Raw genomic sequence first — 12099 nt, forward strand, 5'->3', positions numbered from 1 at the left:
GTGCCGGGCTGGGTTCTGGCGTCCTTCGGACTTCCGCTTCCTCTGTGCCCTCTGTGTCCTCTGTGGTTAAGGGTCTTCCTGCTCCAATCGGCATGCCTCCCCGGCGGGGAAGTTTTCCCCTTGCAACTGTAAACTTGAAACTGGAAACTGCTAGGCCGAAGACCGAAGGCCGACAGCCGACGACCATCCCATGGGCAAGATCCACGTCCTTCCCGAGCACGTCGCCAACAAGACGACCCGCAGGGTCGTCCTGAGCGCGGCCCGGCCGCGCGAAGGATCTCGCGTGCAGCACCGAGGTTTCCGCCATGGGTAAGATCCATGTCTTACCCGAACATGTGGCCAACAAGATCGCCGCGGGCGAGGTGGTGGAGCGCCCCGCGTCGGTGGTCAAAGAACTGCTCGAGAACGCGTTGGACGCGGGGGCGCGCCGCGTCCGCGTGCAGGTGGAAGCCGGCGGGAAGAAGCTCATCCAGGTCACCGACGACGGTAGCGGCATGGTGCGCGACGATGCCATGCTGGCCTTCGAGCGCCACTCCACCTCCAAGATCAAGGACGCCGAGGACCTGCTAAGCGTGGCCACGCTGGGCTTCCGCGGCGAGGCATTGCCTTCGATCGCGGCGGTGTCGCGATTGAGACTGGAGACCCGCGCCGCCGAAGACAAGGGCGGCACCGTCCTGGAGATCGCCGGCGGAAAGATCCTGAAGATCGAAGAGGCGGGGCTGCCGGCGGGCACGGCCATCACCGTGCGCGATCTCTTCTTCAATACTCCGGCGCGCAAGAAGTTCCTGAAGGCGGAGTCTACCGAGCTCTCGCACATCGCCTCGCTGGTGACCCACTACGCGCTGGCGCACCCCGAGATGCACTTCGAACTGCACTCCGCCAGCAACGCCATGCTGGTGGCGCCGCCGGTGGCGACCTCGGCGGAGCGCATCTACCAGGTCTTCGGCAAGGAGACGCTCGACCAGCTTCTGCCGGTGGCGGCGCATATGCCGCTGGAGCGCGTAGGGCTGCCGCAGCCGCCGCCCTGGGTGATCGAGCGGCGCAAGCAGCGCGGCGAGGAATACGAAGCGCCCACGCCCGGCGAGATGCGGCTGAGCGGCTTCGCCTCGCGGCCCGAGATCCAGAAGCTGAACCGCAGTTCCATCTACGTCTTCGTGAACCGGCGGCTGATCCGCGACCGCTTGGTGCAGCACGCGCTCTCCGAGGCCTACCGCAACATCCTGCCGCCCACCGTCTTCCCCGTGGTGCTGCTTTTCCTGGAGATGCCGGTGGGCGAGGTGGACGTGAACGTGCATCCTTCCAAGACCGAGGTGCGCTTCCGGCAGTCGCAGGCGGTGCACGACTTCGTGCGCGAGTCGGTGCGCGCGGCCCTGGTGAAAGCGCGCCCGGTGCCGCAGTTCACCTCGGAGATCCGGGCGCAGCCCACGGCCTCGCAGGCGCTTACTCCGGGCGCGCGCTGGAGCTCCCTGGGAGCGCAGGCGGAGGCGATGGCGCCCCATGAAGGAGGATTCGCGCTGCGGCCGCCGAGCGCGCCCGCCATCAACCAGAGCATTCCCTTCGAGGGTGGGATCCCGGTGGAAGCGAACGCGGCCATCCCGGTGGCGACGCTGCCGCAGCGTCCCATGCTGAGCCCGGACGACGGCTGCGCCGCGCCCATCGCGGAAGAGGAGATGGACGGCGAGACGCCGCCGCTGGCGACGCTGAAGCCGCTGGGACAGATCCGCGAGTCGTTCATCCTGGCGGTGAACGGGCAGGGGCTGTGGATCGTGGACCAGCACGTGGCCCACGAGCGCGTGCTCTTCGAGCGGGTGCTGCGGCAGCGCGCCGCCGAGCGGGTGGAGAGCCAGCGCCTGCTGCTGCCGTTGGTGATCGAGCTGACCCCGGCGCAGCAGGCCATCTTCACCGAGATCGCCGACGAACTGCGGCGCAACGGCTTCGAATTGGAGCCCTTCGGGTCGCGCACGGTGGCGGTGAAGACCGCGCCCGCGGGCGTGGATGCGAGCGAGATCGAGAGCATGCTCACCGAGCTGCTCGACCACTGGGAGCGCGAGGAGCAGGCCACCAACCTGGAGAAGGCGCGCGGGCGCATCGCGGCCTCGATCGCATGCCACGCGGCCATCAAGGTGAATACGCCGCTGACGCAGGACAAGATGGAGTGGCTGCTGCGCGAGCTGGCCAGGACCGAGTGCCCCATGTCTTGCCCGCACGGCAGGCCGGTCGTCTTGCGCTATTCTCTACGGGACATCCAAAGAGCCTTCAAGCGGATCTGATGACCGAGCAGGAGCTCCAGGAAAAGCGGCGGCACAAGTGGCGTCTTGACGGGCGGGCGGTGCGCACGCTCGAAGAGGCGCGCGAGTGGGTGGAGTCGGTGGGCTTCGCGCTGCTCTACCCGGTGCGGCCGCCGGTGCTGGCGCCGACCTTTGTGGGGGCGTGGGTGGGGGCGGACGACCGCCTGCCCACCTGGCAACACGCCTTCGAAGACGAACGCGCGCGCCAGGCCACGGAACTCATGGTGCGTCTGCTGCGCGAGCGCGCCGCCTTCGAGGCCAGCCTGGCGGGGGAGAACAGCCTGCTGGTCGCAGCCTCCATCTTCCCGTATTTTTTTGCGCTGGCGGGAGAGCGCAACCTGCGGCCCGACGGCGGCGCGCCCGAGCGCGCGGACAAGTTCTCGCCGCTGGCGCGCGACGCCTTCGCCGCCATCCAGCGCGCGGGCCCGCTCTCGAAGCCGCGCATGAAAGAACTGCTGGGCGGCGAGCCATCGACGGCCGCGCTCGACCGCGCGCTCAGCGAACTGTGGTCGAAGCTGCGCATCACCCGCGTGGACTACAACCCCAGGGACGGCGCGTCCTGGGACGTGCTGGCGCGCTGGGCGCCGGAGGCGGTGAAGGAGGCCGTGCAACTCTCGCTGGGGGAGGCCCTCTCGGCGCTGGTCTCCAAGTACCTGGACTGCGTGGTGGCGGCGGAGGCGCAGGAGGTGGAGGCGTTCTTCTCGCCCATCGTACCGCGCTCCAAGGTGAAGGAGAGCATGAACGCGCTGCTGGCCACGCGCGAATTGAGCTTCGTGCACGTCGGCCACCGCACGCTGGTGGAGGTGACGCCGGCGCGGGTGGAGGACGCGCGCCGCGGGCCGCCTCTGCCGCGGCGCAAGAAAGCGAGCCCGGCATGAGCGCGGCGCGCAGGCTGGTGATCGCCATCGACGGCCCCGCCGGCTCGGGCAAAAGCACGGTGGCGGCGCGCCTGGCGCGCGAGCTGGGCTACGTCAACATCGAGAGCGGGGCCATGTATCGGGCGCTGGCGCTCCAAGCTATCGAGCGAGATGTCTCCTTCGACGACGAGCGCGCGCTGGTGGCGCTGGCGGCGGATTCCCAGATCGCGCTCGAACCCACGCTGGCGGGCAACCGCGTGCTGCTGGATGGGCAGGACGTCTCGGAGCGGGTGCGCGAGGCGGACGTGACCGAGGCGGCTTCGCGCGTCAGCGTGCATCCCGCGGTGCGGGAGTGGATGGTGGAGCGTCAGCGCGAGTTGGGCGCCCGAGGCGGCGTGGTCATGGAGGGCCGCGACATCGGCACCAAGGTCTTTCCCGGAGCTGAGGTGAAGATCTTCCTCGACGCCGACCCTTCCGTGCGCGGGGAGCGGCGCTTCCGGCAGCAGGGCGCGGCGGAAAAGTCGGAGGCGGTGCTGAAGGAACTGCGGGAGCGCGACCGGCGCGACCGCACGCGCGCGGTCTCGCCGCTGGTGCCGGCCCAGGACGCGGTGGTGATCGACTCCACCAACCTGAGCATCGAGCAGGTGCTGGCGCGCATCGGCGAAGTCATCGCGCGCAAGCTCGGCTGAGAGCAATCCTCGGACGTTCCCCAGCAGAAGCAAGGGCTGCCCTGGTTGGGGCAGCCCGTCTTCACGTCGAGCGGCGGGCGGTTCAGCCCGTCTTGTGAATCTCGATATCGCCGCGGTCGTTGGTGAGCTTGACGTGGGGGCCGCCACCGCCCACCACTCCCGAAGCGGAGGAGGTGTGGCTGGTGTCGCCGCTCACCTTCAGGTCGAAGTCGGAGGTGATCTCGCCGCGGGTGGCCTGGGCGTCCAGCTGGAAGCCGGCCTTGGCAGGCAGGTCCACGGAGATGCGCTGGCGCTGGTTGCTGATCTCGAGGTTGCCCAGGGGCAGCTTGCCGGGCTGCAGGGTGACCTCGCCGTTGCGGTTCTGGATGTGGACGTCGCCGCTGAAGTCCTCCAGGTGGATGTCCTTGGAGCTGGTGGTGAGGCGGAAGGGCCCGGCGAAGTTGCTGGCGCGCAGGTCGCCGCTGCTCATGGTGAAGTCGCCATCGAGCCTCTGGAACTCCAGGTCGGTGCGGGAGGAGTTGAAGCGCACGCTCTTGGCCACCTTGGAGACGTGCATGTCGCCATAGAAGTCGCCGGAGAAGCTGACGCTGCCGCCGATGTTGGAGACGGTGGAGTCATTGACGCGGCTGCCGATGGCCAGGTCGCCGGTGATGTTGCTGGCGGAGACGTCGCCGTGGCGCATGCTGACGTCGGCGTTGCCGGTGATCGAGTCCAGGCTGACGTCGCCGTAGGGAGCGTTCACCTTGACGTCGCCCTCGCGCTCGCGCACCACGATGTCGCCGTGGCGGGCGTCGATCTCCAGGGCCGCCTTCTTGGGCAGGAAGATCTCGAGGTTGGCCTGGACGCGGTCGCTTCCCGCGCGCAGGGTGACCAGCTTGTCGGCCACGGTGATCTCCGGCTTGCTGTCGCTGTTGATCTGGTTAGCGGCGTTCTGGTTGTCGGCAAAGACCTTCTTGCGCGCGACCACCTTGATCTGGGGCTGGTCCCAGGTCTCGACGGTGACGTCGCCGCGCTCGCTGTTGACCACCAGGCTGGCGCCGGCCGGGAAGGCCTGCTGCTGCTCCTCGGTGAAGTCGTAGGAGTTGCCGAAGAGGCCGATGAAGTCGCCATCGCCCAGGTCGAGGTTCTGGCGCACCCCCGTCCAGTTGACGCTGTAGAGGCGGTTGGCGGTCACCCCGCAAATGATGATCATGATGAGCAGGAAGACGGCGCCGGGACCGATGCCGGGGGCGGGAGCGCCCTCGCGCCGCGCCTGCCAATACTCCACCGCCTTGAGCACGCCCCACAGGATGATGAGCAGCGGCCAGTAGAGGGCGAACCAGCGCAGCAGGGGCAGGGGATAGCCCAGGTTGCGCAGCAGGAAGAGCACGCCCAGCAGAATGAGGATGATGGGCCCGGCAAAGGAGCGCCGCCGGGGCCGGGGAGGAGCGGGAGTCGGAGTCGGGGTCGGGCTAGCCATGATGCACCTGCGTATCGTCCCCGCTGGCGGGGGGTGGTTGGGTCCGAGGAGGAGCGGGAGCTGCCGGGGGCGCCGGCTCGACGTGGCCGGCGGTGGACGCCGACGACTGGAAGACCCAGAGGGCGCCGGCGACGATCAGCAACAAGGGCCAAGTCTTGTCCATGTAGGCGAGGTTGAAGTTGTGGAGCAGCACGAGCACTCCAAAGAGCACGAGCATGGCCGGCCACCACAGGCCGCAGGCACGGCAGCGGGTGCAGCCGCAGGCACGATTGCGGATGTAGGTCATTGCGTCCTCCCGCTCTGCCGGGTGGAGCGGCGCATGAAGATGCGGATGCCGATGGCGATCAGGATCAGCGGCCAGAGCCGGCCGATCCAGGCCAGGTGGAAGTGCCAGAGGTTCTCCAGCAGGAAGAGGGCGCCCAGGACGATCAGCACGATGGCCCCGATGGGCACGTGGGCGAACTCATGGCGGAGGCCGGAGGCGGAGCTGTCGACGCTGCTGCCCCCCATGCCGAAAAGGTCGGCGGGGACGGGCTGGCCGAGCTGCCGCGCCTTGGCGACGCGGTAAGCGTCGAAGACCATGTAGAAGTAGAAGACGAACGCGAACAGGCCGAAGACATCGGCGCGGTCACTGGCCCAGACCAGGCTGGCGAAGATGACCACGTAGAGGAAGGCCTTGCCGAATTCGCCGTTGTACATCTGGCCCACGCCGGGAATGAAGCCCAGCAGAGTGGCCGCCACGGCGTTGGAGCCGCCCGGCGAAGCGGCCGGAGCGGCCGCGCCCGCGGGGGCGCCGGGGGCGGCGGTGGGCATGGTGGCTTCCATGCGGCGGGCGATGCACTCCTCGCAGTAGATGACGCCGCGGACCTCGCGCTTGCACTCCTCGCAGAGGGCCTTGCCGCAGGTCCGGCAGTAGGCCGCGGCAGGCACGGTGGTATGAGTGGCGCAGTTCATATGGTTCTCCTGTCCCGGTTCCCGGGGACTGGAACCCATGGAGTGGACTTGCGGGGCGCGGAGGCCAGCACCACGTCCCCGCGCTCCTCGCTGTAATTCTGGTCCTTGGGGTCGGGCTGGCCGCTGGTGTCGTGGGGGTCGCGCTTCTGCGGCTCCTGCTTGGGGGGAGGAGCGGGCTGGGGAGCTGGTTCGGCGGCGTTGCGCAGGTCGCGCACCCGCGACTGCAACTCGTACACCAGGCGGAGGTTCTCGTAGTACTTGGTGACGCGAGCGGTGGTCTCGTCCAGGGCGCGTTCGGCGTTGAAGCGCAGGGCGCTGGGGCGCAGGTCGGCGGGACGCAGGTCACTCAGCTTCACCCCCAGCAGATTCAGGACGAGGGTGACGGAGAAGAAGGCCATGCCGAAGGACATGGCAAAGCGGGGCTGGCGCACGGTCGCCCAGGCCGGGCCCAGCACCGGGGCCAGGGGCTCCCACAGGCGGCGGATCCAGCCGGGCTGAGCGGCGGGCTGCGTCTCCTCTCGGCCGCTGGTGGCGGCCAGGATGTTGTGCACCAGGTTGCGGGGCGGCTCGACTTCGGGGAGCGCCTGCAGCAGGCGCCGTCCCGCCTGCGCCTCGGTGAACAGGGGCCCGCAGTGCGGGCAGGCGGCCACGTGGGCCTGGAAGGCGGCCCGCTGGGCCTCCGCCAGGGTCCCCTCGACCGCCTCGGCCAGCAGCGCATCGAACTGGCTGCAGGGGGTTCCGTGTTTGCTTTCGGTGTCCATCAGTTCACCTGCCTATAGGTACGAGATAGCAGGCGCCCAAGTTCCGTGCGCCCGCGGTTGATCCGGGATTTGACGGTGCCTTCCGGGACCCGTAAAACCTTGGCGATGTCCTTATAGTCCATGTCCTGCAGGTCGCGCAGGATGACCGCTTCCCGCAGCTCCGGGGAGAGCTTTTGCAGGGCCAGTTGGACCAACTGCTGGGTCTGGGCGGTACGCAGGCGGTCCTCGGGGCCGGCCCCCTGGTCGGCCAGTTGCTCGCCCAAAGTGAGGGCGTCCTCGTCGCCGCCGGGGGCGGCTTCCAGGGAGTCCGTGACCCGCTCGTGCTTGCTCTTGCGGAAGTGGTCCACCAGCAGGTTGCGGGTCAGGGTGGAGACCCAGGTGATGAAGGAGCCGCGCCCGGTCTCATAGCTGCCCAGGGTGCGGTAGAGGCGGATGAAGACCTCCTGGGTGAGGTCCTGGGCATCGTCGGGGGAGCCGGTGAAGCGGTAGCAGAGGTTATAGATGCGGCGGTGGTGGGTGCGGACGATTTCCTCCCAGGCGGCAGCGTCCCCGGCTTGGCAGCGACGGAGCAGAGCAGCAAGGGCCTGGGTCTCGTCCAACCGGCACTCCTGAGAACTCCTGCCTGGACTTCGCTGTTTCTACGCCATACGCAGGGCCGCAGGCCGAAGTTCAGTGTTTTCTATGAGAACAAGGGCATTGTAGCAGGGAGGTGCCGCCCCTCCGGGGGACGGAGAGGCGGCGCCGGCACGGTCACCGCGGCGGCGGTCCCACGGCCAGACGCGCCAGAGTCTGAAGGTCTGGGACCTTCAGATCGGGTTCTCCGCCGCTGGGGCGGGTGGCGCCGAAGCCGCGGCGGGTGACCAGCACGGTGGCCAGGCCTAGCGAGCGGGCGGGTACCACGTCGTGAAACACGCTCTGGCCGACGTGCAGCACACGCTCGCGGGGCAGGTGCAGGCGCTCCAAGGCAAGAAGGAACGGGGCCGGAGAGGGCTTGTAGGCCCGCGCCTGCTGTGCCGTGATGACCGCGTCAAAGCCGATTCCCAGGTGGCGCGCGGTCCCGGCGAAGAGGTCGTCGTCGATGTTGGAGACGATGGCCAGCCGGTAGCGGGTCTTCAGTCTCTGGAGCGCGGCCCGGGTGTCGGGGAAGAGCGGCCAGTCGGGGAGGGAGGCGGCCAGGGACTCCGCCTCCGCCTGGGAAGCCTGGAAGCCCAGGCGCTCGCCCAGCCCGCGAACCACGGCGGCCAGAACCTGGCGATAGGTCTGGTAGGGGACCTGCGCCCGGGGCTCCAAGTCGCCGTAGAGGTCGAGGAGCTGCTGGTCGGTGAGGTCGCGGGCGTGGGCGCGCAGGATGGGGCGCAGGGCGGCGAGCAGGCCCGTCTCCCAGTCCACCAGCGTGCCATAGCAGTCGAAGGTGAGGGCGGCAAAACCGGCGAAGTCCACGGAGAGCGATTGTATACAAGGAGAGCGCGACGAGAGCGCGACGGGTGCGGGGCTACCAGTCGAGCTGGGCCTCGCAGCGGTTGCACTTCTGGCCGCGCAGCTCGTTGTCGGCGTGGAGCTGGACCTTGACCCGTCCGTTGAGCACGCGCACCACCACGTCGGAATCGCCGGGGACCTCAGGCAGGGAGTCGCCGCCGGTCTCGCGCAGCACCACCTGCACCTGGGTGCCATCCAGGCTGCCGGGGTAGGTGATCCAGCCGTCGGTGTGGGCGAAGGTCAGGGTATCGATCTGTTGGCGGGAGTAGGAGACGTCCACGCGGGAGTTCGAACTGAGGGAGTAGAACTGCAGCGCCCCGCCGGCGCTGTGGGTGAAGTCCACCAGCAGCAGGTCGCCGTTGTGCAGCAGCAGGAAGTCCTGCTGGGGAAGGGTCTGGGGGAAGACGAGCACAGGAACCAGGAGCAAGAGCAGCAGGGCACGCTTCATACCGCACCTCCCGCGGGCCCGGGGCCCGCGCCGGGGGAGCCACCGACTTCATGCTAGGGGGGGCCGGCCGGACTCGCCTACTGCCAAAAGTGCGAGTTTCGGGTGTATCAGGGCACGGCTTCAGCCGTACCGCAGTAGCAGGCTGGGATGAGCGCCCGAGGGAGCCCGAAGCGAAGGCGAGGGCGAGCCGAGGGCGGGGAAATGCAAACGCAAGGTCCTTCGACTCGCGGCGTCTTGCGGCGGAGCCGCAAGACGCCGCTCGCTCAGGATGACGAACATCAAATGGGGCGCGGGTTGGGCACGCCTGAAGGCGTGCCCTGATACCAAGCCAAGGGCTGAGTGCTGCATCACTCCGAGGTGAAGTAGTCCACGGCGACGGGGCTCTCGAAGAGGGAGTAGTCGCGGGTGACGACGGTGATGCCGCTGTCGGTGACGAAGTAGCGCTGCTTGTCGGCCTCAGGATCGTAGCCGATGACGGTGCCCTCGGGGATGTGCACGTCGCGGTCGAGGATGGCGCGGCGGATGCGGCAGTGGCGGCCGATGTTGACGTGGGAAAAGACGATGCTGGAGTCCACCTCGGTGTAGGAGTTGACGCGCACGTCGGGGGAGACCACGCAGTTGCGCACCGTCCCCCCGGAGACGATGCAGCCGGCGGAGACGATGGAATCGATGGCCATGCCCATGCGTCCCGGCTCCCCGAAGACGAACTTGGCGGGCGGGTACTGGCGCTGGTGGGTTCGGATGGGCCAGTTCTTGTCGTAGAGGTTGAAGACGGGGGAGACGGCGATGATGTCCATGTTGGCCTCGTAGTAGGCCTCCAGCGTGCCCACGTCGCGCCAGTAGAGGGCCTCCTTGCGGTTCTCGTCGACGAAGTTGTAGGAGTAGACGCGGTATTCGTCCACCATGCGGGGGAGGATGTCGCGGCCGAAGTCGTGCGAGGAGTGGGAGTCCTCGGCGTCCTTGAGCAGCACCGGCAGCAGCACGTCGGTGTTGAAGAGATAGATGCCCATGGAGGCGGAGACCATGCGGGGATTGTAGGGGGAGCGGACGTCGGTGTGCTGGGGCTTCTCCTGGAAGCCGAAGATGCGGCCCTCGGCGTCGATCTCGACCACCCCGAAGCGGTAGGTCTCGCTGGGGTCCACCAGGATGGTGGCCACGGTGACGTCGGCGCCGGAATCGCGGTGCTGGCGGGCCATGAGCCCGTAGTTCATCTTGTAGATGTGGTCGCCGGCCAGGATGAGCACGTGCTTGGGCTGCTCGCTGCCGATGGAATAAATGTTCTGATAGACGGCGTCGGCGGTGCCCATGTACCAGTTCTCGCTGACCCGCTTCATGGGAGGCAGGATCTCGATGAACTCGCCCATCTCGCGGGCCACGATGTTCCAGCCCTCGCGCACGTGGCGGTTCAGGGACAGGGCCTTGTACTGGGTGAGGATGTAGATGCGGCGCAGGTCGCTGTTGAGGCAGTTGGAGAGGGTGACGTCGATGATGCGGTAGATGCCGCCGAAGGTGACGGCGGGCTTGGCGCGGTCGCGGGTGAGGGGATAGAGGCGCTCCCCCGCTCCGCCGGCCATGACGATCCCCAGCGTGTCTTTCATCGAACCCGATCCTGAAAAACGCTGCCGCCGCGGGCGCTCCGGGCTGCGGCGGCGGCTGTGCGCGCCGTCGCCCGATGGTACCACAGGCAAAATCAGGAGGCAGGAGGCAGGGGGCAGGGGGCAGGAGGCAAAAAGGCCGGTGCCGGCCTCACTTGGGAGGAGGGTTGCGGTTCTCTTCCTCGGCGGAGTTGCGGATGGCCAGTTCGGCCCAGATGGAGTCCAGCAGCTCGATCTGCTTGCGCTGGTCCTTGCGGTCCAGGTACCAGAGCAGGACCTCCAGGCCTCCGAGGGCCAGGATGATGACCAATGCCTCCAGCATAAGCGCCTCCTGCCCAGGCCGCGCCGGGCGGAGGCGCGGGCGGGCCTACGAAGTCAGGCGGAAGTCCACCACGATCTCGGTCTCCACCTCCACCGGCTCATTGTTCAGCAGGTAGGGCTTGTAGCGCCACTGCTTGACGGCATCGAGGGCCGACTGGATGAGCATGGGGTGGCCGCTGACCACGTGCAGGTTCTCGATGGTGCCTTCGCGCGAAATGACGGCGTGCAGCACCACCTGGCCCTGCACCCGGGCCACCTTGGCCATGGGCGGATACACCGGCTCCACCTTGGAGATCAGCAGGCCGCGGGAGACCCCCTGGGAAACGCGGATGCGGGTCGCCACCGGGACGCGCACGCCTTCCGGCACCTTGGCGGTCGAGCCGATGATGCCGCCCAGCACTCCGCCCAGGGTCCCGCCGGGGATGCCGCCGGGGACACCGCCCACCACCCCACCGGTGCTGGAGAGCGGGGGCGGGGCCTCGGACTCGGTGATCATCTTGACCTTCTCCGGGATGCGGGTGGGAGTGCGCAGGCGGCCGTTCAGGATGTCGCTCTCCACCTTGACCACGCTGCGGATCTGCTCGGCGGCGGCGGGCGCCGGCGGCGGGGGCGGAGGCGGCGGGGCCACCAGGAAGCTCATCAGCTGCTGCCGCGGCAGGTCCTGGATGAAGACCAGGGGCAGCAGGATCATGAAGCCCACGGCCAGCACCTGCAGCACGAAGGAGAGCATCACCGTCCAGCCGGTGCGGGTCTTGAGGCGGCCCGAAGACTCGACCAGGCTGTCGTCGAACAGCTCGCGCACGCGCGCGGGCGCGGCCACCACCTGAAACTGCCGTTCTTCTTCTGGGATGGGGTACTTCCTGGCTGGCGTTGCCATGGGACACCTCCCCGCTCTCGGCTGATGAGCGTGTCCGCCTACCTCTACACTAGTAGACACCGCCCCTCCCCGCTGTGATTCCCGTCACCTCCCCCTGTGCGGCGGGCGCCTTCCCGCAGCGGGGCTGGCGGGGAAGGGCTGGTAGAATCCCTGCTGTGGCGGAGGTTCCCACCTCGCGCAAGGCGGTGGTGGCGGCGCAGGTAGCCGGCCGGGTGGCTTCGCGGGCGGCCCGCCGCAGCCGCCTGCTGGGCGCCCTGTGGAAGGGCGTGCGCGGCGCCGCGCTCTCCCTGGGGCGGGTGCTGCACCGCGTCTGGCTGGAGGTCACGGGGGTCTTCTTCGTGATTTTTGCGCTGGTGGGTGGAGCGGCGGCCTGG

Annotated in this window: 14 protein-coding genes; 4 read left to right on the top strand and 10 right to left on the bottom strand. The window is 68.5% G+C overall.

Annotated features, from left to right (window positions below):
• Window positions 1–305 precede the first annotated feature (305 nt).
• The 3 genes from mutL to cmk are packed head-to-tail and all read left to right on the top strand — an operon-like array spanning window position 306 to window position 3834.
• Entirely contained in the window at window positions 306–2270 is a 1965-nt protein-coding gene (mutL, locus tag VEG08_14480) for a DNA mismatch repair endonuclease MutL (protein HXZ29197.1), read from the top strand.
• Window positions 2270–3166, top strand: a complete 897-nt coding sequence (locus VEG08_14485; protein ID HXZ29198.1) for a hypothetical protein — start codon at window positions 2270–2272, stop codon at window positions 3164–3166. Before mutL ends, VEG08_14485 begins: the two co-directional genes overlap by 1 nt.
• On the top strand, window positions 3163–3834 hold the full coding sequence (cmk, locus tag VEG08_14490; GenBank protein ID HXZ29199.1) for a (d)CMP kinase: 672 nt from the start codon (window positions 3163–3165) through the stop codon (window positions 3832–3834). The genes VEG08_14485 and cmk overlap by 4 nt, the downstream gene beginning before the upstream one ends.
• 82 nt (window positions 3835–3916) lie before the next feature.
• On the opposite strand, the gene VEG08_14495 is transcribed toward cmk, so the two are convergent.
• The 10 genes from VEG08_14495 to VEG08_14540 form a co-directional block, all read right to left on the bottom strand.
• Window positions 3917–5293, bottom strand: coding sequence for a DUF4097 family beta strand repeat-containing protein (locus tag VEG08_14495; protein ID HXZ29200.1), 1377 nt, complete (start codon window positions 5291–5293; stop codon window positions 3917–3919).
• Entirely contained in the window at window positions 5286–5579 is a 294-nt protein-coding gene (locus VEG08_14500; GenBank protein ID HXZ29201.1) for a DUF5668 domain-containing protein, read from the bottom strand. Before VEG08_14500 ends, VEG08_14495 begins: the two co-directional genes overlap by 8 nt.
• Window positions 5576–6247 carry a B-box zinc finger protein gene (locus VEG08_14505; protein HXZ29202.1) on the bottom strand — a complete coding sequence of 224 codons (672 nt, stop codon included), beginning with the start codon at window positions 6245–6247 and terminating at the stop codon, window positions 5576–5578. Before VEG08_14505 ends, VEG08_14500 begins: the two co-directional genes overlap by 4 nt.
• Window positions 6244–7008 (bottom strand): zf-HC2 domain-containing protein, encoded by a 765-nt coding sequence (locus tag VEG08_14510; protein HXZ29203.1) that lies wholly within the window; start codon window positions 7006–7008, stop codon window positions 6244–6246. Before VEG08_14510 ends, VEG08_14505 begins: the two co-directional genes overlap by 4 nt.
• Window positions 7008–7607 (bottom strand): sigma-70 family RNA polymerase sigma factor, encoded by a 600-nt coding sequence (locus VEG08_14515; protein ID HXZ29204.1) that lies wholly within the window; start codon window positions 7605–7607, stop codon window positions 7008–7010. The genes VEG08_14510 and VEG08_14515 overlap by 1 nt, the downstream gene beginning before the upstream one ends.
• A 151-nt stretch (window positions 7608–7758) precedes the next feature.
• On the bottom strand, window positions 7759–8448 hold the full coding sequence (locus VEG08_14520) for a haloacid dehalogenase type II (protein HXZ29205.1): 690 nt from the start codon (window positions 8446–8448) through the stop codon (window positions 7759–7761).
• A 52-nt stretch (window positions 8449–8500) separates the two neighbouring features.
• Entirely contained in the window at window positions 8501–8932 is a 432-nt protein-coding gene (locus VEG08_14525; GenBank protein ID HXZ29206.1) for a hypothetical protein, read from the bottom strand.
• Between the two features lie 347 nt (window positions 8933–9279).
• On the bottom strand, window positions 9280–10530 hold the full coding sequence (glgC, locus tag VEG08_14530; GenBank protein ID HXZ29207.1) for a glucose-1-phosphate adenylyltransferase: 1251 nt from the start codon (window positions 10528–10530) through the stop codon (window positions 9280–9282).
• A gap of 148 nt (window positions 10531–10678) precedes the next feature.
• The gene (locus tag VEG08_14535; GenBank protein ID HXZ29208.1) at window positions 10679–10849 is read right to left on the bottom strand and encodes a hypothetical protein; all 171 of its coding nucleotides are present in this window, start codon (window positions 10847–10849) and stop codon (window positions 10679–10681) included.
• A 45-nt stretch (window positions 10850–10894) separates the two neighbouring features.
• Window positions 10895–11725, bottom strand: coding sequence for an energy transducer TonB (locus VEG08_14540; GenBank protein ID HXZ29209.1), 831 nt, complete (start codon window positions 11723–11725; stop codon window positions 10895–10897).
• A 155-nt stretch (window positions 11726–11880) separates the two neighbouring features.
• Here VEG08_14540 and VEG08_14545 point away from each other — a divergent pair.
• A partial coding sequence (locus VEG08_14545) for a hypothetical protein (protein ID HXZ29210.1) occupies window positions 11881–12099 on the top strand: 219 nt, incomplete at its 3' end.

It is taken from the genome of Terriglobales bacterium (assembly GCA_035624475.1).
GTDB lineage: Bacteria > Acidobacteriota > Terriglobia > Terriglobales > Acidobacteriaceae > DASPRL01.